Source organism: Pseudogulbenkiania sp. MAI-1 (genome assembly GCF_000527175.1).
Lineage (GTDB): Bacteria > Pseudomonadota > Gammaproteobacteria > Burkholderiales > Chromobacteriaceae > Pseudogulbenkiania.
In genome coordinates this window covers 775,009-796,789 of record NZ_AZUR01000001.1, presented here as the reverse complement: position 1 = coordinate 796,789, position 21,781 = coordinate 775,009, and the positions used below count along the sequence as shown (strand labels likewise).

Below are 21,781 nucleotides of genomic sequence, written 5' to 3'. Positions count from 1 at the left end.
CGTCAACGACGGAACCGGAGCAGCCCGCCCAGGGCAACGCCGGTTCCGATCACCAGCCTCAGCCAGTATTCCTCATGATGCCGCGGCCAATCCTTCACGGCCGTGAACACCACCGCCAGCAACAACACGGCGCTCAGTAGCGCCAGCAGTCGTTGCGCCACCTCCTCCGGCCAGCCCTGCGGGGCGGCATGGCGTAGCGCCAAACGCATCACCCCCCATCCCACCAGCGCCCCGGCCAACACATCCAGCGGCCAGTGCACACCGATCGCCAGCCGCGACAGCGCCACCAGGCCGGCCACCATGGCCAGACTCCCCGCCCCCCAGCGCCCAACCTTAGGGTGGGCGCTCCAGGCCGTCGCCAGCAACGCCGACGCCATGGCATGACCGGAAGGGAAGGAGCCGTTGCCCGGCAAGGCATCCAGCAACTGGACGGTTCCCACCGGCAACACCAGCGGGGGACGCGGCACCGCGAAGCCGCCCTTGAGCAAGAGCGCCAACAGGATGGCGAGTGCCGTTCCGGCGAGCAGCGCCGGCAGCCGTTGCGGCTGTTGCCAAGCCAGCGGGAACAGCAAGGCGATGACGGTTTTCCAGTCGCCGAACACGCTGACCAGGCGCCAGAAGACCGCCGGCAGCAAGCGGGCCGACTGGTGGCCGAGCAGGAAGAGCTGCTCGTTCCAGTCGGGCCGGATGGCCAGCACGGCAGTCAGCGCCAGCAACAATGCCGGCCCCAGGCGGCAAACCCAGCGCCCCATCAGCCCGCCTTGCGCCCCAGCGTCACCCGGTCGAGGCCGGCGAGGTCGGACAGGGTCTCGACCTCGGCAAGCCCGGCGGCACGGAACAGCGCACGCACGGCGCCGCCCTGATCGTAGCCGTGCTCGACCATCAGCCAGCCGCCCGGCAGTAGCCGGTCTGGCGCGCCGGCGGCAATCTCGCGCAGACAGGAGAGGCCATCGTCTTCGTCGGTCAGCGCCAGGCGCGGTTCGAAGCGCACGTCACCTTGCTCCAGATGATGATCGGCAGCGGCAATGTACGGCGGATTGGACACGATCAGGTCGAACACAGCCGTCTTCGGCAGCGGCGCGTACCAGCTGCCCTGGTAAAAGGTTACCGGCGCCGCCAGTTGGACGGCATTGGCGCGCGCGACTACCAGCGCCGCCTCGGAGACGTCCACCGCGCTGACCTGCCACTCGGGCGCTTCCAGCGCCAACGTCACGGCAATCGCCCCGGAACCGCAGCCCAGATCGACCACCCTGGCCGGCCTGCGGCCAATTCTGGCGAGCGCCGCTTCGACCAGATGCTCGGTTTCCGGACGCGGAATCAGCACCGCTGGCGACACCCGGAACGGCCGGCCGTAGAACTCGCGCTCACCCAGCAGGTAGGCAATCGGCTCGCCCGCCAGCCGCCGCTCGGCCAGGCCGCGATAGGCCGCCTCCTGCTCCACCGTCAGCTCGAGTTCGGGGTAGCCGACCAGCTTGGCCGGAGCGAAGCCGGTGGCCTGCATCAGCAGCAGGCGCGACTCCAGACGCGGCAGGGGATAACGGCGCAGGGCCTCGTCTATCGTCATGATGGCGTTACAGCAGCAACAAGGTCGCGAGACCGAGGAAGATGAAGAAACCACCGGAATCGGTACAGGCCGTGATCATCACGCTGGAACCGACTGCCGGATCCTTGCCGAATTTTTCCATGGTCAGCGGGATGTACACCCCCATGGTGGCGGCCAGCATCAGGTTGAGCGTGGTTGCCGCCACCATCACCAGCCCCAGCGCCAGGTTGCCGTACAAGGCCCAGGCCAGCAGCCCGAGCGCACCTCCCCAGACTAGGCCGTTGATGGCGCTGACGCCGAGCTCCTTGCGCCACAGCCGTGCCGCCTGCCCTGCCTGCAACTGCCCCATCGCCAGCGCGCGCACGATCATGGTGATGGTCTGATTGCCGGAATTGCCGCCGATGCCGGCGACGATGGGCATCAGCGCCGCCAGGGCGACGATCTTCTCGATCGAGCCTTCGAAGACGCCGATCACGCGCGAGGCGACGAAGGCCGTGCACAGATTGATCGCCAGCCAGGACCAGCGGTTCTTCACCGAGTCGATCACCGGCGCGAACAGGTCTTCCTCTTCCTTCAGACCGGCCAGGTTGAGCACTTCGCTTTCCGTTTCTTCACGGATCACGTCGACCATCTCGTCCACGGTCAGGCGGCCGATCAGCAAGCCCCGGTCGTCGATCACCGGCGCCGTGACCAGGTCGTAGCGCTCGAACGCCAGCGCGGCGTCGGCGGCGGCTTCCTCCGGATGGAAGGTCACCACCTCGGTGGCCATCACCTCCTGCACCAGGGCATCCGGATCGGACACCAGCAGCTTGCGCACCGGCAGCACGCCCTTGAGCACGCCCTCCTCGTCGGTGACGAAGATCTTGTCGGTGTGCGACGGCAGCTCGTCAAAGCGGCGCAGGTAACGCAACACCACCTCGCAGCTGACGTCGGCGCGGATCTTCACCAGCTCGAAGTCCATCAGCGCGCCGACGCGGTCCTCGGCGTAGGACAGAGCGGACTGCAGCTGGGCACGCTCCTGCTCGTCGAGGGTGCCCATGACCTCGTACACCACCTGGCGTGGCAGGTCGGCGGCGAGATCGGCCAGCTCGTCGGTGTCGAGCTGCTCGGCGGCGGCCACCAGCTCGTGCTGCTCCATCGACTCGATGAGGGTTTCCCGCACCGCGTCGGAGACTTCCAGCAGGATTTCGCCGTCCTGCTCGGCCTTGACCAGGTCCCACACCAGCAGGCGGTCTTCCAGCGGCAGCGCCTCCAGAATGTGGGCGATGTCGGCCGGGTGCAGCTGGTTCAGCTTGTTCTGCAGTTCGACCAGGTTCTGCTTGTGAACGAGGTTCTCGACCAGGTCATGCTTTTCCATCTCCTGGCGATGGACAAGGTCTTCGACCAGCCGGTGGCGCTCGATCAGGCGCTGCACCTGGCTCAGGTTTTCCTGCAGACGATCAGTGGGTTGTTTCTTTTCGACAACCGTCATGCACGTCTCCTTCCGCCGTCAGCGGAAGCGCTCGTACACTCCGGTCCTGAAGGCGGGGATTATTCGATAACAGAGTAACGGGGTTTCGTTACGGGATAACTGGGTAAGTCCATACGTTAACGCCGTGCCTGGCACGGCCGAACGGAGAAAAAAAAGAATTTTAGCATGAGGAGACCCTGGGTTCCAGCCGGGAACCCAGGATAAGTGCACCGGATCAGGGCAATTCGGCGTAAGACAAGCGGCGCAGGATGATGCGGGTCTTGCGCGCCAGCCCGCGGGCGTTGCGATGCTCGTCGTAATAGCGCGGGTTCGGCACCATGGCCGCCAGCCTTGCCGCTTGCGCGGCGGACAGGCTGCTTGCCCCGGTACGGTAGTAATGACGTGCGGCCGCCTCGGCGCCGAACACGCCGTTACCCCACTCGATCACGTTGAGATAGATCTCGAAGATGCGCCGCTTGTCCATCACCGCCTCCAGCATGACGGTGATCACGGCCTCTTCCATCTTGCGCCAGGGCGTCTTGCGCCCCGACAGGAACAGGTTCTTGGCCAGCTGCTGACTGATGGTCGAACCGCCGGCCACGATCCTGCCCTGCTTCACGTTCTTCTCGAAGGCGCTCTCGATGCCGTCCCAGTCGAACCCTTCGTGGTCGACGAACTTGGCATCCTCGGCGGCGATGATGGCGCGCTTGAGGTTGGCCGAGATGCGCTGGTACGGCATCCACTTGTGGTGCAGCTCGGCATCGGGGTTTTCCTCCTGCAGACGCGCCAGCTGCTCGTCCATGAAGGCGCTGGTGGAGGGATTGTTGCTGCGCCAGTACACCACGTGCCCGAAAATCCACAGGTTATACAGCACAAGGGCGGCCACCAGGACCGCCCCGATCTTGAGCAGGAGGCGCATCAGGCCAGCAGGTCGCGCAGCATGTGGGTCACTTTGCGGGTTTCCGGCTGCACGCCGTGCCAGATGGAGAAGGACTCGGCCGCCTGCTCGACCAGCATGCCCAGGCCGTCGGCCAGCATGCCGGCGTTTTCCGACTGGGCGCGCTTCAGGAACGGGGTCAGCCCCTTGCTGTAGACCATGTCGTAGGCCAGGGTACGGGCGGTGAACACGCCGTACGGAACCGGCGGCAGCTCGTTGTTGAGGCTGGTCGAGGTGGCGTTGATCACCAGGTCGAAGCTCCGGCCTTCCAGCTGTTCGTAGCCGACGGCCTTGATCTCGCCCCAGCCGGCGAACTGGTGCGCCAGGGCTTCGGCCTTGATCAGGGTGCGGTTGGCGATGGTCAGCGAGGCCGGCTTCTGCTCCAGGATGGGCGCCAGCACACCACGCACCGCGCCGCCCGCGCCCAGGATCAGCACGCGCTGGCCGGCGATCGGAAAGTCGAGGTTTTCCACGATGTCGCGCACCAGACCGACGCCGTCGGTATTGTCGCCGTAGACCTTGCCGTCGCGGAAGGTCAGCGTGTTGACCGCTTCGGCGGCGCGGGCGCGTTCAGTCAGTTCGGTCGCCATACGATAGGCGTTGCCCTTGAACGGCAGGGTGACGTTCATGCCCTTGCCGCCCGCGGCGACGAACTCGCCGACCACCTGCTCGAACTTGTCGAGCTCGGCGAACAGCTTTTCATACTGGATGTCGAGCTGGCAGGCGCGGGCGAACTCGGCATGAATGAAGGGGGACTGGCTGTGGGAGATGGGGTTGCCGATGACGGCGTAACGGTCGGTCATGATTCTGCTTTCTCGATATTGCTCAACGACGGCCAATTCGCTTGCTTCGCGCGGCGTCCTGAATGGAAACTCTTCAACTCAGCACTTTGCCGCGAAGCCCGGCAAACATCAACCTTTTATCCCTGAATCCAGGGCAAACCGCGCCCCTTCCAGCCATTGACCCGGCCGCGATGCTGCTCGGCGTCCTTGTCGCCCTCGAACCCCTCCAGCACGTTGTAGACGGTGGCATACCCCATGGCCGTGGCCAGGCGTGCCGCCTCGTCGGAACGCGCACCGGAACGGCACATGAACAGGACGACCTTTTCCTTGTCGACCTGTTGCTGCAACTGGTTGGCAAAATTCGGGTTGGGCACCATGCCGGGAAAGCTGCGCAGTTCGATGCGCAGCGCCTCCGGCACGACGCCGACGAACTGCCATTCGGCCTGGCTGCGCACATCCACCAGCACGGCCTCCGGCATGCCCTGCAACAGTTCATAGGCTTCGTCCGGCGTCAGTGCGCCGGCGTAAGGCAGCCCCATGTCGCGGCCGCGCTCACCACCGCGCCGCTGAATGTCGTTGATCTTGCTCATCGTCAATCTCCTCGCAAGGGAATTACACTACCGATCTACCAATAATTATCGGGAAAGCCCCGTTCTGGCGCAAACCAAGCAGCACGCACCAATACAGGGCACAGCACAGACCACTTGCACCAAATCGGAGCCTGACGCAGCACGTGCAAGTCTGCCAAGGCTTGTGCCACAATGAGAAAGCCCATTGAAACGGGCTGGCACGCTTCCTGCTAGTTTTAGTCGCAAACCCTTAGTACAACGCATACTCTGTAGATGCACGTAGCCCAACAGGAGAACACCATGGCGGTTGCAGACGTTTTGAAACTGATCAAGGACAACGACGTCAAGTTTGTAGATCTTCGCTTTACCGATACCCGCGGCAAAGAGCAGCACGTATCCATCCCGGCCCACATCGTCCTCAATGACGGCGAAGAGTGGTTCGAGCGCGGCCACGCTTTCGATGGCTCCTCGATCGCCGGCTGGAAAGGCATCCAGGCTTCCGACATGCTGCTGATGGCCGACCCGGCCACCGCCAAGATCGACCCGTTCTTCGACGAACCGACCGTGTTCATGTCCTGCGACGTGATCGATCCGGCCGACGGCAAGGGCTACGACCGCTGCCCGCGCTCCATCGCCAAGCGCGCCGAAGCCTACCTGAAGACTACCGGCATCGGTGATACCGCCTACTTCGGTCCGGAACCGGAATTCTTCATTTTCGACTCCGTGACCTGGGGTGCCGACATGTCCGGCTGCCACGTGAAGATCCAGGCCGAAGAAGCCGCCTGGGCTTCCGCCGAACAGTTCGAAGGCGGCAACCTGGGCCACCGTCCGGGCATCAAGGGCGGCTACTTCCCGGTTCCGCCGGTTGATTCCGCTCAGGACCTGCGTTCCGCCATGGTACTGCTGCTGGAAGAGCTGGGTGTGCCGGTCGAAGTGCACCACCACGAAGTGGCTACCGCCGGCCAGAACGAAATCGGTACCAAGTTCAGCACCCTGACCCAGCGCGCCGACTGGACCCAGATCCTGAAGTACGTGGTTCACAACGTGGCCCACAGCTACGGCAAGACCGCCACCTTCATGCCGAAGCCGATCGTCGGCGACAACGGCTCGGGCATGCACGTGCACCAGTCGATCTGGAAAGACGGCCAGAACCTGTTCGCCGGTGACGGCTATGCCGGCCTGTCCGAGAACGCCCTGTACTACATCGGCGGTATCATCAAGCACGCCAAGGCCCTGAACGCCATCACCAACCCGGGCACCAACTCGTACAAGCGTCTGGTTCCGCACTACGAAGCTCCGGTGAAACTGGCCTACTCCGCCAAGAACCGTTCCGCTTCGATCCGCATTCCGCACGTGGCGAGCCCGAAGGCCCGTCGTATCGAAGCCCGCTTCCCGGATCCGCTGGCCAACCCGTACCTGTGCTTCTCGGCTCTGCTGATGGCCGGCCTGGACGGCATCCAGAACAAGATCCACCCGGGCGATGCCGCCGACAAGAACCTGTACGATCTGCCGCCGGAAGAAGACAAGCTGATCCCGACCGTGTGCGCCTCGCTCGACGAAGCCCTGGCCGCACTGGACGCCGACCGCGAGTTCCTGACCCGTGGCGGTGTGTTCTCCAACGAGTGGATCGACGCCTACATCGAACTGAAGATGCAGGAAGTCAACCTGACCCGCATGACCACCCACCCGGTGGAATTCTCGATGTACTACAGCCTGTAATCACAACGGCTTGCAAACGGACCAAACGGCAGCTTAGGCTGCCGTTTTTCTTTTAAAATACCGGCGCTTGCCCCAGCGGCACGCGCCGGCCGCCCGCCCCGACTCTCCCGATGTGACGGACGAGGCGGATTTGCTTATGATGAAATCACCTATCAGCATAGACCACGCAGGACCCCCTTCTCCGATGAAGACGATGCTTTTCTGCCTATTGTTGGCGAGCAGCCTGGCGCAGGCCCAGACCATCTACAAATACGTCGACCCGAGCGGCCACGTCACCTTCTCGAACACCCCGATGAAGGGTGGTGCGCCGATCAAGCTGTCACCCTTGTCGACCTATTCGAGCAGCGACGAGGTGAAACCGAGCAGCTCGGCCCCGTCCAGCTCTCCCAGCACGCCCCCCTTCAGCAGCCGTTACCCCAACGTCGACAGCGCCACCCAGCAGCAGCGCGACAACGGCCGGCGCAAGATCCTGGAACAGGAATTGGCCAACGAGCAGAAGGCGCTGACCGAAGCCCAGAAGGCGCTGGCGGAGGGCCGTGCCACCCGGCTCGGCAACGAGCGCAATTATCAGAAATACCTCGACCGCGTACAGCAGTTGCAGGAGCAGGTGACCGAGCATCAGAAGAACGTCGAGGCGCTGCGCCGCGAATTGGGGCAGGCCGCTTCCAATGCACCAAAATAAGGCATACCATCACCGGTAAGGGGCTTGTGTCCGTCCGCTGTGCTGGCGTGGATATTGCTAGACGAATAGCGGACACACACTTCACGACCGGATTTCCATGACATCATCCAGCTTTGCCGGGCTCGAGCTGCTCGACACCCCGGTGCTGATCGTGCGGACCGACGGTTCGCTCGACTACGTCAATCCCGCCAGTGAAAACCTGTTGGCACTGGGACGGCGCGAGTTGTTGCGCCATCAACTGACCGGCCTGTTCCAAAGCAGTGCAGCGCTGAAGCAGGCGCTGGATACCGCCTTCAAGAACAACGTCAGCTTCATCGAACACGACCTCGAACTGAAACTGCTGCACAACGAGCAGCCGCTGCACGTCGCGCTGTCGATCACGCCGATCGACAACGACGGTTCGCGCGCCCTGGTGGAGCTGCGCCCGCTCGACCAGCAGCTGAAGATCGCCAACGAGGAACGGCTGCTGCTGCAGCAACAAGCCAACCGCGAGCTGATCCGCAACCTGGCGCACGAGATCAAGAACCCGCTGGGCGGCATTCGCGGTGCCGCGCAACTGCTGGAACACGAGCTGGGCGACCGCGACGACCTCAAGGAGTACACCGAGGTCATCAAGGAGGAGGCGCTCAGGCTGCAGTCGCTGGTGGACCGGCTCTTGGCACCGCACCGCCGCCACGTTTCCAGCGAGATCAACATCCACGAGGTGCTGGAACGGGTGCGCAGCATCGTGCTGGCCGAGTACCCGCACGGGCTGATCATCTGGCGCGACTACGACATCAGCCTGCCGACGCTGGTGGCCGACAAGGAGCAGTTGATCCAGGTGGTGCTCAACATCACCCGCAACGCCATCCAGGCGATGAAGGCCAAGGGCGAGATCATCCTGCGCACGCGAGTGGCGCGCCAGGTCACGCTGGCGCGCAAGCGCTACACCCTGGCACTGAAATTGCAGATCATCGACAACGGCCCGGGCATCCCGGAGGAGATTCGCGATCACATCTTCTATCCGCTGGTCACCGGCCGCGCCGAGGGCACCGGCCTCGGGCTGACGCTGGCGCAGGCCTTCGTCCATCAGCACGGCGGCAGCATCGAGTTCGAGTCCCGCCCGGGCTGCACCTGCTTCACCGTGATGCTGCCGCTGGGCAATTAGGCCTTCGCACCCAAGAGTGGCTGACAAAACCCCGCGCAGCAGTCTTGGCTAGGCGCGCGGCCGCAGAAAACGAGGCGTAGCCGAAGTTTCTGCGAAGCTACATGCAAGTAGTACGGCAAGTGTTTACTGAGCGAATCAAAGATTCGCACGCGAGCGCAACAACGCCAAGAGGGTTTTGTCAGCGGCTCTAAAACATCGAGAGGGACACCATGCATACAAACCCGGTCTGGATCATTGACGACGACAAGGCGATCCGCTGGGTCCTGGAAAAGGCCCTGGCACGCGGCGGCATCGGCTTCGAGAGCTTCGCCAGCGCCGACGACGCGCTCAACGCCCTGTACGACGCCAGCCCGCGCGTCATCATCAGCGACATCCGCATGCCCGGCACCGACGGCCTAAAGTTCCTGTCGCGGGTCAAGGTGGATCATCCGGAAATCCCGGTCATCATCATGACCGCCCACTCCGACCTGGACTCGGCCGTGGCTGCGTTCCAGGGCGGGGCCTTCGAATACCTGCCCAAGCCGTTCGACGTCGACCAGGCCACCGCACTGATCGAGCGCGCACTGGCCGAGACCCGCGAGCCCTCCGAGGCGCAGAACGGCGAGGAGGAGATGCCGGCGCTGTTGGGCCAGGCACCGGCGATGCAGGACGTGTTCCGCGCCATCGGCCGGCTTTCCCAGTCGAGCGTCACCGTGCTGATCACCGGCGAGTCGGGTACCGGCAAGGAACGCGTGGCCGAGGCGCTGCACCGCCATTCGGTGCGCGCCAGCAAGCCGTTCATCGCACTCAACACCGCGGCGATCCCCAAGGATCTGCTGGAGTCGGAGCTGTTCGGTCACGAGAAGGGCGCCTTCACCGGCGCGCTGGCGTCGCGCCGCGGCCGCTTCGAGGAGGCCGAGGGCGGCACGCTGTTCCTCGACGAGATCGGCGACATGCCGATCGAGCTGCAGACGCGCTTGCTGCGCGTGCTGTCGGACGGGCACTTCTACCGCGTCGGCGGCCACACGCCGATCAAGGCCAACGTGCGGGTGATCGCGGCGACGCACCAGAACCTGGAGGAGCGGGTCAAGAACGGCCAGTTCCGCGAGGACCTGTTCCACCGCCTGAACGTGATCCGGCTGCGCCTGCCGCCGATGCGCGAGCGCAGCGAGGACATTCCGCTTCTGACCCGCTACTTCCTGACGCGCAGCGCCAAGAACCTGGGGGTGGAGCCGAAGCGGCTGTCCGACGCGGCGATGGAGGTGGTGCGCCACTACCCCTTCCCCGGCAACGTGCGCCAGTTGGAGAACCTGTGCCAGTGGATCACGGTGATGGCGCCGGGGCAGACGGTGGAACTGGGCGACCTGCCGGCCGACATCCGCGACCCGGCGCTGCATCCGGTGCTGGAAGCCGGTGCCGAGGGCGGCGCCGGCGCCGCCACGGTGTACGGCGGCGACTGGATGAAGGGTTTGGCCGACGAGGTGGCGCGCCGCCTGCGCGCCGGCGAGATCGGCATCATCGACGACCTGACGCGGCGCTTCGAGGAGACCTGCATCCGCAGCGGGCTCGCCCACACCGGCGGGCGCAAGGTGGAGGCGGCCCACCTGTTGGGCTGGGGCCGCAACACGCTGACGCGCAAGATCCAGGAGCTGGGCATGGAGGCCGCGCACGGCGAGGAAATCGGCCACGGCTGAGGCCCGGCATCATCTTTTTCCCGTCCGTTGACGAAGGCGATGGCAAGGCCAGACCGGACTTGTCATCGACACCCGCGCCCACTCCACTCTTTCGTCATTGTTTGACCAAAACCATAGGCCCACGGCGCAAGCAGGGTTAGCATGGAAGCATCCGGTAGGTCTATCGGGAGGCACCATGAACGGCAACACTCCCCCACCCTGGCATCACCTCGAGATTCACGACACGCTGGCGCGGCTCGCCAGCACGGCACAGGGGCTGTCGTCCGCCGAAGCCGCCCGGCGGCTCACCCACCACGGTCCCAATGTCTTGCCGGAAGCGCCGCGCCCCGGTCCGTGGCGGCGGCTGCTGGCGCAGTTCCACAACGTGCTGATCTACGTGCTGCTGGCTTCCGCCGTGGTGACGCTGGCGATAGGCGACTGGGTCGACACCGCGGTGATCGTCGGCGTGGTGCTGATCAACGCCGCGATCGGCTTCTTGCAGGAAGGCAAGGCCGAAGCGGCGCTGAATGCCATCCGCCACATGCTGGCGCCACAGGCGACGGTGCTGCGCGACGGCGAACGCCTGACCCTGGCGGCCAGCCAGCTCGTGCCCGGCGACGTGGTGCTGCTGCAAAGCGGCGACAAGGTTCCGGCCGACCTGCGCCTGCTGGAGATCCGCAACCTGCGCCTCGACGAGTCGGCGCTCAGCGGCGAATCGCTGCCGGTCGACAAGAATCCCGCCCCGCTCCCCCCCGAGACAGTGTTGAGTGACCGCCGCAACATGGCCTACGCCGGTTCGGTGGTCAGCTACGGCCAAGGCAGCGGCGTGGTGGTCGCCACCGGCCGCGACACCGAGCTGGGCCGCATCACCCGCCTGCTGGCCACGGTCCAGGCGGACAGCACGCCGCTGACACGCATGCTGCAGCAGTTTGCGCGCTGGCTGACCGCGCTCATCCTGCTGGTGGCGGTGCTGACCGTGCTGCTCGGCGTGTACTGGCGCGGCCAGCCCTGGCCGGAGATGTTCATGGCGGCGGTCGGTCTGGTGGTGGCGGCCATCCCGGAAGGGCTGCCGGCCATCGTCACCATCACGCTGGCGATCGGCGTCGAGCGCATGGCAAGGCAGCGCGCCATCATGCGCCGGCTGCCGGCGATCGAGACGCTGGGAGCGGTCAGCGTCATCTGCACAGACAAGACCGGCACGCTGACCTGCAACGAGATGACCGCCGTGCGACTGGTCACGGCGCGCCACGAGGTCAGCGTCAGCGGTGCCGGCTATCGCCCCGACGGCGCCTTGCATCTGGCCGGCACACCTTTGCCGCCGGGAAGGCAGACCGACGTCGACGAGCTGGTGCGTGCCGCAGCGCTGTGCAACGACGCCCGCCTCTTGCATCACGACGGCCACTGGCGCTTGTGCGGCGACCCTACCGAGGGAGCGCTCCTGACGCTGGCGCACAAGGCCGAGTGGCCACCGGAGGTGCTGCACGAACAATGGCCGCGGCGCGACGCCATCCCCTTCGAGGCGGAATACCGCTTCATGGCCACCCTGCACCACGACCGCAACGGCCACCGCCAGATCTACCTGAAGGGCGCGCCGGAGGTGGTGCTGGCCCGCGCCAGCCACGAGCTGGCCGAAGGCCGCCTGACCGAGCTCAATGCCGCCCGCTGGCAACAGACGGTGGCGGAGCTGGCGGCACAGGGCATGCGCGTACTGGCGCTGGCCGGCAAGTCGCAGCCCCATGCCGGGGAGGAACTGGATTTTGCCGACGTGGAAGACGGGCTGACCCTGCTCGGACTGGTCGGCCTGATCGACCCGCCGCGCCCCGAGGCGGTGCGCGCGGTGGCGAGCTGCCAGCAGGCCGGCATCCGGGTCAAGATGATCACCGGCGACCATGCCCTGACCGCCACCGCCATCGCCCGCGAACTCGGCATCGGCGACGGCCGGCTGGTGCTCAGCGGCGAGGAGCTGGAGGCGATGGACGATGCACGGCTGGCCGAGGCGGTGCGCCATACCGACGTGTTCGCCCGCACCAGCCCGGAACACAAACTGCGCCTGGTGCAGGCGCTCAAGCGCCACGGCCAGGTGGTGGCGATGACCGGCGACGGCGTCAACGATGCGCCGGCGCTGAAGCAGGCCGACGTCGGCGTGGCGATGGGCGGCAAGGGTACCGAAGCGGCCAAGGAAGCGGCCGACATGGTGATCACCGACGACAACTTCGCCAGCCTGACGCGCGCAGTGGCGGAAGGCCGCACCGTCTACGACAACCTGAAGAAGACCGTGCTGTTCATCCTGCCCACCAATATCGGCGAAGCCGCCATCATCGTGGCGGCGGTGGTGGCCGGACTGCCGCTGCCGATCACGCCGGTACAGATCCTGTGGATCAACATGGTCACCGCCGTGACGCTGGCGCTGGCGCTGGCGTTCGAACCGTCCGAGGGCCTGGTGATGCGGCGCCCGCCGCGCCGCGCCGACGCCAGCCTGCTCGACCGGCTGTTCCTGTGGCGGCTGCTGCTGGTCGGCGCGCTGATGGTGGCGGTGCCGTTCGCGCTCTACCTCGACGCGGTGGAGCGCGGCCTGGGAGAAGCGCTGGCGCGTACCGTGGCGGTGAACAGCATGGTGGCGATCGAAATCGCCTACCTGTTCAACATCCGCCAGCTCGACGCCAGCGCCATCAGCCGGCACGGGCTGGGCGGCAATCGCGTGGCCCTGCTCAGCGTCGCGCTGCTGGTGCTGCTGCAACTGGCCCTGAGCTACGCCGCGCCGATGCAGGCGCTGTTCGGCACGGCCGGGCTCGCCGGCGGGGAGTGGCTGAAGATACTCACCGGGGCGCTCGCCTGCTTCCTGCTGCTGGAGGGCGAGAAGGCCTTGCTGCGCCGCTACCGGCAGCTGACGCGGGCCACCCACTGAACGCTACAGCACCGACAGGCCGGGCAGCGTGGCGAAGCTGGTCTCGCGCACCGTGGCGAGAAAGTCCTGCATGTAGGCGAGTTTGGCGTCGTCCTCGCGCAGCGCGGCGTAGAGCTCGCTCTTCAAGCCGGCCGTGCCGATCGGCCGCGCCACCACGTAGCCGCGCTCGAGGTAGGGCTTGACCGCCCAGAACGGCAGCGCCGACACGCCGCGCCGGCTAGCCACCAGCTGGATGATGGCGACGGTCAGCTCGCTGGTGCGGCGCGCCGGATTGACCCCGGCCGGGGCGAGCACCTTGCGCACCAGGTCCAACATGTCGTCCGGCACCGGGTAGCTGATCAGCGTCTCGGCGGCAAAGTCCTCGGCGCCCCAGGCGCGCTTGTCGGCCAGCGGATGGTCGCGCGCCGCGATGCCCACCATCTCGTAGGCGAACAGCGGCTGGTGCACGATGCCCGGCTGCGCCTCGGCCTCGGAGACGATGGCGAGATCGGCGCGCCGCGTCAGCAGCAGCCCGACCGGGTCGGCGTGGAAGCCCGACACGATGTCGAGCTCGACCGCCGGCCAGTGGCTGCGGAAGGCGTCCATCGCCGGCATCAGCCAGTCGAAGCAGGTGTGGCACTCCACCGCCACGCGCAGTTCCCCCGCCTCCCCCTGGCGCAGCCGCGCCAGGTCGCGCTCCGCCGCCGCCACCTTGCCCATGAGCTCGCGCGCCAGCGCCAGCAGCCGCTCGCCGGCCAGGGTGAAGCGCAAGGGCTGGCTCTTGCGCTCGAACAGCGCCAGGCCGTAGTGCTCCTCCAGTTGCTTCAGCTGATGCGACAGCGCCGACTGTGTCAGGAACACGCGCCGCGCCGCCTGCGACACGCTGCCGGTCTCGGCCAGCGCCAGCAGGGTCTTGAGATGGCGGATTTCCAGTGCACTGTTGTTCATGAATGAAATCGATACAAAACTCTAAAATAATGAGTTTGTATCATATAGCAAAACACCTCATCCTTGTTCCCGTGATTTTCGATTCCGCCTTTACCATCCCTATCGACTACAAGCCTGCTTCAGTAGGCGAGCGAGCCAAAACAGCTTGAACGCTGCCAGCGCACAGGAACCGGAATGGACACGTAGTCCATGAGGATTCCGAGCACTGCCGGCGATCAAGATGTGAAGGCGCAGCCGCCTAATGGAGCAGGCTCTACAGGAGCTCCCCATGACCACTATCCATTTGCTCGGCTTTCCGCGCATCGGCGCCAGGCGCGAGTTGAAACAGCTGCAGGAAAGCTACTGGAAGCAGGACATCGACGAAGCCGCCTTGCTGAAGGGCGCGCGCGAGCTGCGCCAGCGCCACTGGCTGCTGCAGAAGGGTGCCGGCGTCGAGCTGGCGCCGGTCGGCGACTTCTCGCTGTACGACCACGTGCTCGACGCGCAGGTGTTGGTGGGCGCCCTGCCCGCCCGCTTCGGTTTCGACGCCGCCACGCTCAGCACGGCGCAGTACTTCGCACTGGCACGCGGCAACGCCCACCAGCCGGCGCTGGAGATGACCAAATGGTTCGATACCAACTACCACTACCTGGTGCCGGAATGGCAGGCCGAGACGACGTTTGCTGCCAACCCCGCACCACTGCTGGCCCAGCTGCGCGAGGCGCAGGCGCTGGGCCTCAAGGCCAAGCCGGTGCTGCTCGGCCCGCTGACACTGCTGTGGCTGGGCAAGGTCAAGGGCGCAGCGTTCGACCGCCTCAGCCTGCTGCCGGCCCTGCTCGACTGCTATCGCGAGCTGCTCGCCGCGCTGGCCGCCGCCGGCGCCGAGTGGGTGCAGCTCGACGAGCCGATCCTGGCGCTCGATCTGCCGGCCGATTGGCTAGCGGCGTTCGCGCCGAGCTATCAGGCTCTGGCCGAAGCCCCGGTCAAGCTGCTGCTGGCGAGCTACTTCGGCGGAGTGGCCGAACACGCCAAGCTGCTGAAAGCGCTGCCGGTGGCCGGTCTGCATCTCGACCTGGTGCGCGCCCCGCAACAGCTCGACGCCTTCCTGGCCGACTGGCCCGCGGACAAGGTGCTGTCCGCCGGCTCAATCGACGGACGCAACGTCTGGCGCGCCGACCTCAGCGCCGTGCTGACGTCACTGGAAGCAGCGCATGCACAGCTGGACGAGCGACTGTGGCTGGCGCCGAGCTGCTCGCTGCTGCATTGCCCGGTCGACCTGGCACAGGAGACCGAGCTCGATGTCGAGCTGAAGACCTGGCTCGCCTTCGCCGTGCAGAAACTGAACGAGCTGAAGCTACTGAAACGGGGATTGATCGACGGCCGCGACGCCATCGCTCCGGAACTGGCCGGCAGCGACCACGCCCAGGCCTCGCGCCGCGCCAGCCCGCGCATCCACCGCCCGTCGGTAGCGGCCCGGCTGACACGACTGGCCGACGGCAGCGACCGGCGCCACAGTCCGTACCCGCAACGCGCCGCCGCCCAGCGCGCCTGGCTGAACCTGCCCGTACTGCCGACCACCACTATCGGTTCGTTCCCGCAGACCGCCGAGATTCGCGCCGCACGCGCCGCCTTCAAGCGCGGCGAGCTCGACGCTGCCGGCTACGACTCCGCGATGCAGCGCGAGATCGAACTCGCCATCCGCCGCCAGGAAGAACTCGGCCTCGACGTGCTGGTACACGGTGAGGCGGAACGCAACGACATGGTCGAATACTTCGGCGAGCAGCTATCCGGCTACGCCTTCACCCAGTACGGCTGGGTGCAAAGCTACGGCAGCCGCTGCGTCAAACCGCCGATCATCTACGGTGACGTCGAGCGCCCGCAGCCGCTGACGGTGCGCTGGGCGGTGTACGCACAGAGCCTGACCACGTACCCGGTCAAGGGCATGTTGACCGGTCCGGTGACCATGCTGCAATGGTCGTTCGTGCGCGACGACCTGCCGCGTAGGGAGGTGTGTTGGCAGATCGCGCTGGCGTTGAACGATGAGGTGCTGGACCTGGAAAACGCAGGCATCCGCGTGATCCAGATCGACGAGCCGGCCTACCGCGAGGGGCTGCCGCTGAAGCAGGCCGACTGGGCGGAGTACCTCGCCTGGGCGAGCGCGGCGTTCCGGCTGTCGGCCACCGGCACCGACGACGCCACGCAGATCCACACCCACATGTGCTACTCGGAGTTCAACGACATCCTGCCGGCCATCGCCGCGATGGATGCCGACGTGATCACCATCGAGACCTCACGCTCGGACATGGAACTGCTTACCGCCTTCGGCGACTTCGCCTACCCCAACGAGATCGGCCCCGGCGTGTACGACATCCACAGCCCGCGTGTACCCAGCGAGACGGAAATCGAGACGCTGCTGGAGAAGGCGCTGGCGGTGATTCCGGCCGAACGTCTGTGGGTCAACCCGGACTGCGGCCTGAAGACGCGCGGCTGGCCGGAAGTGGAGGCGGCGCTGGCCAACATGGTGGCGGTGACGCGCCGCCTGCGTGCCCGTCTGGCCGAAACCGTGGCCTGACATCGCCGTAAAATGGACGAAGGGCACCGTCGCCAAACGGTGCCCTTCTCACACTGTGGCCAGACCATGATGGGTTTCGCTATGCTCCACCCATCCTACGGATCCTGATGCCCCACTCGCGACGGACGGAAAACGGGCTTTCGCCTACTCGCTGCTGGTCAGCATCCCCGGCGTCATCATCACCTTCAGCCGTACCGAGGCGATGCCGCCGCGCTCGCGGTGGTTGAGCCACCAGATCGCGCCCTTCTTGACGCTCCACAGGTCAGGCTGGCCCGACATCAGCTGCGCCGCCAGCCGCCCGAGGTAGGGCTGATGGCCGACCAGCACCACGGTCTTGCCCGGCTGCGGCCACTTCACGGCGGTGAGCACGCTCTCCGGAGAGGCATCCGGGTTGATCTCGGGCACCACCTCGTAGCTCTTCATCAGGAAGGCGGCGGTCTGCTGCGAGCGGCGCGCCTCGGACGCCAGCAGGGTGAATTCGCGCGGCAGGCGCACGCGCAGCCACGCCGCCATCAGGTGGGCCTGCTGCTGGCCCTTGCGCGTCAAGCGCCGCGCCAGATCGTCCGAGCCATCCTCGGCTTCGGCGTGACGCCACAAGATCAGATCCATGTTCTCCTAACTCCCTTCGTCGTCATCGCCTGCCCCCAGCATAGCGCCTGGCGCAGGCAGACCGGCAGTGTAGCGGGGCCGGATGTCAGCTTGGTGTCAGTGCGCTTAAAGGTGAATCAGACTCAACAACACCGGCACCAGCACCGCCGTCACCAGCCCGTTCAGCCCCATCGCCAGGCCGGCGAAGGCGCCCGCCGTTTCCGACAACAGGAACACGCGCGCGGTTCCGATGCCGTGCGCCGAGATGCCGGTGGCCACCCCCAGCACCAGATCGTCGTCGAGACGTAGCCGGGTGAACAAGGGCTTGACCACGACCGCGCCGAAGATGCCGGAGACGATGACGAAGGTCACCGCCAACGCCGGAATGCCGCCGATGTTCTCGGCGATGCCGATGGCGATCGGCGTGGTCACCGCGCGCGGCATCAGCGACAGTAGCACCTCGTGCGGCAGCCCAAACGCCATGCCCAGCCCCACCGCACTGAGGATGCCGGTCAGCCCGCCGGCCAGCAGCGTCAGGGTCAGCGGCAGCGCGGCGCGCTTGAGCCGCGCCAGGTTGTGGTAGAGCGGAATCGCCAGCCCGACGGTGGCCGGTCCCAGCAGCAGCTGGATCAGCTGCGCGCCCTTCAGGTACTCCTCCGGCTTGATGCCGCAGCCCAGCAGCACCGCGATCACCAGCACGCTGCCGATCAGCACGCTGTTGGTCAGCGGATGGCCGTGGGCGCGCCGGTTGAGCCACAGCGCCAACCGGTAGGCGGCCAGCGTCAGCGCGAGCCCCAGCAAGGGCGAGCCGCGCAGCCATTCCAGCGCCGAGGCCACGTTCATGCCGGCCTCCGCAAGCGACGACGTGCCAGCAGCGCCTTGAGCAGCACGGCCGGCACCAGCAGCGTGATCAGCGTGGCGCCAGCCAGGGTCGCCAGCAGCGCCCAGCCATGCGCCGCCAGCAGCGGCCAGTAGACGATCACGCCGGCGCAGGCCGGGATGAACAGCAGCGAGAAATGGCCGAGCAGCTGCGGCACGTGGGTGTCGAGGCTCGCAGGGATGCCTCTCCTGACGCACAGCGTCAAAAACAGCAGCAGCATGCCCATCACCGCGCCGGGCAGTGGCAAGACCAGGCTGCGGCAGATCAGCTCGCCGGCGAGCTGGTAGCCGACCAGCCAGAGCAGGGTTTCGATCACGGTTTGGTCCAATCGGGTCAAGAGACTTAACCATAACAAAATCACTGTCTCAGCACGACCACGGGTAAACCCTGAAACGCGACACCTCCCCAGCCCGAAGGGGGCAGAGACGGGACAGCGCCAAGCGGCTTTGGCATAATGCGCGCCATGCTTCTGGATACCCGCTGGGCTGCCACGCCCCCCTCCCTGCCGCCGGCCCTGCTGGACTGCCTGACCGAGCCCGGTTCACTGACCGAGCGGCTGATGTCCTACGGCCATGACTTCGCCGTCACCGTGCTGGAGCAGGGCGACAGCCGCGTCCACGACGACGAGGCGGCACTGCTCGGGCTGCCCGTCGGCGCCCCGCTCTACGCCCGCCACGTGGCCCTGACGCTGGACGATACCCCGGTGGTGGTGGCGCGCAGCGTGACGCGCCTCGGCTGCCCGGCCTGGCACCCCATCCTGCAGCGCGGCAGCCGCTCGCTCGGCTTTACCCTGTTCGGTGGCCACGCCGGCATCGTGCGCGAACCGCTCGCCTACCGCGAGCTCGACGCCACGCATCCGCTGTTTGCGCTGGCGCACGCGCACGACCCGGCCTCAGCCCATAGCTACCCCGCGCGCCGCTCGCGCTTTCTGCTGGTGAACACCCCGCTGATCGTGTGCGAAGTGTTCCTGCCCGCCCTGGAGAGATTCCTGCCATGAACGCCCACCTCGCCGACCGCCTCACCGTCTACAGCCAACTGATGCGCATCGACAAGCCGATCGGCACCCTGCTGTTGCTGTGGCCGACACTGTGGGGGCTGTGGCTGGCCGGCAACGGCCACCCGGACATGATGGTGGTGGCGATCTTCATCGCCGGCACCTTCCTGATGCGCTCGGCCGGCTGCGTCATCAACGACTACGCCGACCGCGACTTCGACGGCAAGGTGGAACGCACCAAGGCGCGCCCGTTCGCGCGCGGCGCAGTGAGCAAGAAGGAGGCGCTGCTGCTGGCCGCAGGGCTGTCTCTGGTTGCGCTGCTGCTGGTGCTGCCGCTCAACCCGCTGACGCTGCTGTTGAGCGTGCCGGCCGTGTTCCTCGCTGGCAGCTACCCGTTCACCAAGCGCTTCCTGCCGATCCCGCAGGCCTATCTGGGTATCGCCTTCTCGTTCGGCATCCCCATGGCCTTCGCCGCGCTGACCGGGAGCGTGCCGGCGCTGGCCTGGCTGATGCTCTTGGCCAATACCTTCTGGACCCTGGCCTACGACACCGAGTACGCCATCACCGACAAGCCGGACGACCTGAAGATCGGCATCAAGACCTCGGCCATCACCTTCGGCGACTACGACGTGGCGGCGGTGATGATCTGCCACGGCGTGTTCCTGGCGCTGATGGTGCTGGTCGGCCACGAGGCCGGGCTTGGCGCCGCCTACTACGCCGGGCTCGGCGTGTCGGCGCTGCTGATGGTGCAGCAGTACTTCGCCATCCGCGGACGCGACCGCCAGCGCTGCTTCAAGTCCTTCCTCGACAACAACCGGGTAGGCGCAGCGGTGTTCGCCGGGCTGGTGCTGGACTTCCTGCTGCGCTGAGTCGACCTGCGCCAGAAACGCGAAACGGGCCAGACGGCCCGTTTTTGTTGGATATCAGGAAGCTCGGGACCGGTCAGCCCCGTAGGATGGGTGAAGCGCAGCACAGCCCATCAATCGATGCCGATGGGTTCCGGCATGGCACGTCTCCACCCATCCTACGCCCCAGCCTGTTACGAAGTGCGGAACGGCAGGCTATAGCGCCGCCCCTCCACCTCCAGCACCATGATCCAGTCCTGGCGCTGGCTCACGCACATCGGCAGCGTCACGCGTGCCTGCCAGCCGCCCGGCCCCGCCACGAAGCGGTAGCGGTTGAATCCCATGTCCATGTCGCGCATCGAGAACTCGGCCGCCGGCGCCTCCTTGGCCGCACCGGTGAGGCGGATGTCGAACGGCTGGCCCGACTTGGGCGGACTGGCAAACTGCAACTGCATGCCGTTGGGCAGGGTGCAACTGCTCTGCGCCGGGTCGCACGCCACGTCCAGCACCGCCGCCTCGGCCGGGCGGCTCAGGTACCAGCTGATCAGCGCGAACTTCACCGCCCCCAGCACCACCAGCGCCACGCCGATGGTGGCCCACTTCAGCTGCGACTTGGTCATCGCCACGCCCCCCGCATCAGCGCCACGCCGTGCGCGCCGTGCGCGCGCGCCTCGCTCAGATCGGCCGCGCTCAGGCCGCCCAGGGCGTACACCGGCAGCGGCGTGCCGCCGGCCAACCGGCATTCGAAGCCGTCCCAGCCCAGTGGCGCCTTGTCCGGGTGACTGGCGGTGGCCTTGACGTGGCCGAGCAGGGCGTAGTCCAACCCCAGTTCGGCGGCCTTGTTCAACTCTTCCGCCGAATGCACTGACGCGCCGACCCAGGCGAAGTCCGGCCGCGCCGTGGCTGCCGCCAGACGCTGGCCGTTCAGGTGCACGCCGTCCACCGGCCAGCCGGCGAGCCAGGCCGGGTCAGCGTTGACGACGATCTTGCCGCCACGCGGGCGCACGATGGCCGCCACGCGCTCGACCAGCGCCGCCAGCTCGTCGCGGCTCAGCTGCGGCTCGCGCAGCTGGATCAGTTTCAGCTCGGGCCGCGCCGCCAGGGCCTCAAGGAAGGCCTCGACGCCGATCTCGTGCGCGCAGCTGATGGCGTACACCTCCGGCAGCTCCAGCGACTTCAGGATCGGTCCGTTGGCCGGCAGCATCGGCCCCACGGTGTACTGCCCCGGCACCTGCCAGGCGAAGGCCTGCCCCTCGTGCGGCTGTGGCGTGCCGTCCCAGGCCCAGATGCGGTAGAAGGTGAGGTGCACCGAGGCGTGCTCGTAGTGGTGCACCTTGGTCAGCCACGGCGTGGCGCGGGTGACGTTGATGCCCATCTCCTCGTGGAACTCGCGGACCAGCGCCGCGAACGGCGCCTCGCCCGGCTCGACCTTGCCGCCGGGAAACTCCCAGTAACCGGCGTAGGGCTTGCCCTCGGGGCGGCTGCCGAGCATGAAGGAGCCGTCCGGGCGCATCAGCGCGCCGGCGACGACGGGGATGATCTTGTGGTCGGACTGCATGGGGGAACCGGAAACGATGGATGACGGGAATGATAGCGCGTCGGGGTGGCTT

General features: G+C 66.6%; 20 protein-coding genes. 8 read left to right on the top strand and 12 right to left on the bottom strand.

The annotated features are described in order from the left end of the window. Positions 1 to 2 precede the first annotated feature (2 nt). The 6 genes from PSEMAI1_RS0103645 to PSEMAI1_RS0103620 all read right to left on the bottom strand — a co-directional run bounded on the left by PSEMAI1_RS0103645 (position 3) and on the right by PSEMAI1_RS0103620 (position 5,302). On the bottom strand, positions 3 to 752 hold the full coding sequence (locus PSEMAI1_RS0103645; RefSeq protein ID WP_024301554.1) for a phosphatase PAP2 family protein: 750 nt from the start codon (positions 750 to 752) through the stop codon (positions 3 to 5). Then, positions 752 to 1,564 carry a peptide chain release factor N(5)-glutamine methyltransferase gene (prmC, locus tag PSEMAI1_RS0103640; RefSeq protein WP_024301553.1) on the bottom strand — a complete coding sequence of 271 codons (813 nt, stop codon included), beginning with the start codon at positions 1,562 to 1,564 and terminating at the stop codon, positions 752 to 754. The genes PSEMAI1_RS0103645 and prmC overlap by 1 nt, the downstream gene beginning before the upstream one ends. A gap of 7 nt (positions 1,565 to 1,571) precedes the next feature. After that, positions 1,572 to 3,014, bottom strand: a complete 1,443-nt coding sequence (gene mgtE, locus PSEMAI1_RS0103635; protein WP_024301552.1) for a magnesium transporter — start codon at positions 3,012 to 3,014, stop codon at positions 1,572 to 1,574. 214 nt (positions 3,015 to 3,228) lie between these two features. Continuing rightward, complete coding sequence (mtgA, locus tag PSEMAI1_RS0103630) at positions 3,229 to 3,912, bottom strand: monofunctional biosynthetic peptidoglycan transglycosylase (RefSeq protein WP_029770480.1); 684 nt, start codon at positions 3,910 to 3,912, stop codon at positions 3,229 to 3,231. Further along, on the bottom strand, positions 3,912 to 4,733 hold the full coding sequence (gene aroE, locus PSEMAI1_RS0103625) for a shikimate dehydrogenase (RefSeq protein ID WP_024301550.1): 822 nt from the start codon (positions 4,731 to 4,733) through the stop codon (positions 3,912 to 3,914). The genes mtgA and aroE overlap by 1 nt, the downstream gene beginning before the upstream one ends. Positions 4,734 to 4,849: 116 nt before the next feature. After that, positions 4,850 to 5,302: a rhodanese-like domain-containing protein gene (locus PSEMAI1_RS0103620; RefSeq protein WP_024301549.1), complete on the bottom strand. Its 453-nt coding sequence runs from the start codon at positions 5,300 to 5,302 to the stop codon at positions 4,850 to 4,852. Positions 5,303 to 5,581: 279 nt separating this feature from the next. Between PSEMAI1_RS0103620 and glnA the strand changes: the two genes are divergently transcribed. The 5 genes from glnA (at position 5,582) to PSEMAI1_RS0103595 (ending at position 13,386) form a co-directional block, all read left to right on the top strand. Continuing rightward, a complete protein-coding gene (gene glnA, locus PSEMAI1_RS0103615) occupies positions 5,582 to 7,000 on the top strand; it encodes a glutamate--ammonia ligase (protein ID WP_024301548.1) in 1,419 nt (472 codons plus the stop codon). 184 nt (positions 7,001 to 7,184) lie between these two features. Next, entirely contained in the window at positions 7,185 to 7,682 is a 498-nt protein-coding gene (locus tag PSEMAI1_RS0103610) for a DUF4124 domain-containing protein (RefSeq protein WP_024301547.1), read from the top strand. A 97-nt stretch (positions 7,683 to 7,779) separates the two neighbouring features. Continuing rightward, positions 7,780 to 8,829, top strand: coding sequence for a nitrogen regulation protein NR(II) (gene glnL, locus PSEMAI1_RS0103605; protein WP_024301546.1), 1,050 nt, complete (start codon positions 7,780 to 7,782; stop codon positions 8,827 to 8,829). Between the two features lie 209 nt (positions 8,830 to 9,038). After that, positions 9,039 to 10,502, top strand: coding sequence for a nitrogen regulation protein NR(I) (gene ntrC, locus PSEMAI1_RS0103600; protein ID WP_024301545.1), 1,464 nt, complete (start codon positions 9,039 to 9,041; stop codon positions 10,500 to 10,502). A 175-nt stretch (positions 10,503 to 10,677) separates the two neighbouring features. Further along, positions 10,678 to 13,386 carry an HAD-IC family P-type ATPase gene (locus PSEMAI1_RS0103595; protein ID WP_024301544.1) on the top strand — a complete coding sequence of 903 codons (2,709 nt, stop codon included), beginning with the start codon at positions 10,678 to 10,680 and terminating at the stop codon, positions 13,384 to 13,386. A gap of 3 nt (positions 13,387 to 13,389) precedes the next feature. On the opposite strand, the gene PSEMAI1_RS0103590 is transcribed toward PSEMAI1_RS0103595, so the two are convergent. Next, positions 13,390 to 14,313, bottom strand: coding sequence for a LysR family transcriptional regulator (locus PSEMAI1_RS0103590; RefSeq protein ID WP_024301543.1), 924 nt, complete (start codon positions 14,311 to 14,313; stop codon positions 13,390 to 13,392). A gap of 268 nt (positions 14,314 to 14,581) precedes the next feature. Between PSEMAI1_RS0103590 and metE the strand changes: the two genes are divergently transcribed. Beyond that, positions 14,582 to 16,864: a 5-methyltetrahydropteroyltriglutamate--homocysteine S-methyltransferase gene (gene metE, locus PSEMAI1_RS0103585; RefSeq protein ID WP_024301542.1), complete on the top strand. Its 2,283-nt coding sequence runs from the start codon at positions 14,582 to 14,584 to the stop codon at positions 16,862 to 16,864. 144 nt (positions 16,865 to 17,008) lie between these two features. On the opposite strand, the gene PSEMAI1_RS0103580 is transcribed toward metE, so the two are convergent. From PSEMAI1_RS0103580 to PSEMAI1_RS0103570, 3 genes are all read right to left on the bottom strand, one after another. Continuing rightward, complete coding sequence (locus tag PSEMAI1_RS0103580; RefSeq protein WP_024301541.1) at positions 17,009 to 17,473, bottom strand: histidine phosphatase family protein; 465 nt, start codon at positions 17,471 to 17,473, stop codon at positions 17,009 to 17,011. A gap of 105 nt (positions 17,474 to 17,578) precedes the next feature. Then, positions 17,579 to 18,295, bottom strand: a complete 717-nt coding sequence (locus tag PSEMAI1_RS0103575; protein WP_024301540.1) for an LrgB family protein — start codon at positions 18,293 to 18,295, stop codon at positions 17,579 to 17,581. Continuing rightward, complete coding sequence (locus PSEMAI1_RS0103570) at positions 18,292 to 18,669, bottom strand: CidA/LrgA family protein (RefSeq protein WP_232219827.1); 378 nt, start codon at positions 18,667 to 18,669, stop codon at positions 18,292 to 18,294. The genes PSEMAI1_RS0103575 and PSEMAI1_RS0103570 overlap by 4 nt, the downstream gene beginning before the upstream one ends. Positions 18,670 to 18,795: 126 nt before the next feature. Between PSEMAI1_RS0103570 and PSEMAI1_RS0103565 the strand changes: the two genes are divergently transcribed. Together PSEMAI1_RS0103565 and ubiA are read left to right on the top strand one after the other, a co-directional pair. Further along, positions 18,796 to 19,329, top strand: a complete 534-nt coding sequence (locus tag PSEMAI1_RS0103565; RefSeq protein WP_232219826.1) for a chorismate lyase — start codon at positions 18,796 to 18,798, stop codon at positions 19,327 to 19,329. Continuing rightward, complete coding sequence (ubiA, locus tag PSEMAI1_RS0103560) at positions 19,326 to 20,195, top strand: 4-hydroxybenzoate octaprenyltransferase (RefSeq protein ID WP_024301537.1); 870 nt, start codon at positions 19,326 to 19,328, stop codon at positions 20,193 to 20,195. The genes PSEMAI1_RS0103565 and ubiA overlap by 4 nt, the downstream gene beginning before the upstream one ends. A gap of 170 nt (positions 20,196 to 20,365) precedes the next feature. Here the strand turns inward: ubiA and PSEMAI1_RS0103555 are convergent, their stop codons facing one another. Together PSEMAI1_RS0103555 and PSEMAI1_RS0103550 are read right to left on the bottom strand one after the other, a co-directional pair. Beyond that, on the bottom strand, positions 20,366 to 20,791 hold the full coding sequence (locus PSEMAI1_RS0103555) for a hypothetical protein (protein WP_024301536.1): 426 nt from the start codon (positions 20,789 to 20,791) through the stop codon (positions 20,366 to 20,368). Continuing rightward, complete coding sequence (locus tag PSEMAI1_RS0103550; RefSeq protein ID WP_024301535.1) at positions 20,788 to 21,729, bottom strand: Nudix family hydrolase; 942 nt, start codon at positions 21,727 to 21,729, stop codon at positions 20,788 to 20,790. The genes PSEMAI1_RS0103555 and PSEMAI1_RS0103550 overlap by 4 nt, the downstream gene beginning before the upstream one ends. Positions 21,730 to 21,781: the final 52 nt, after the last annotated feature.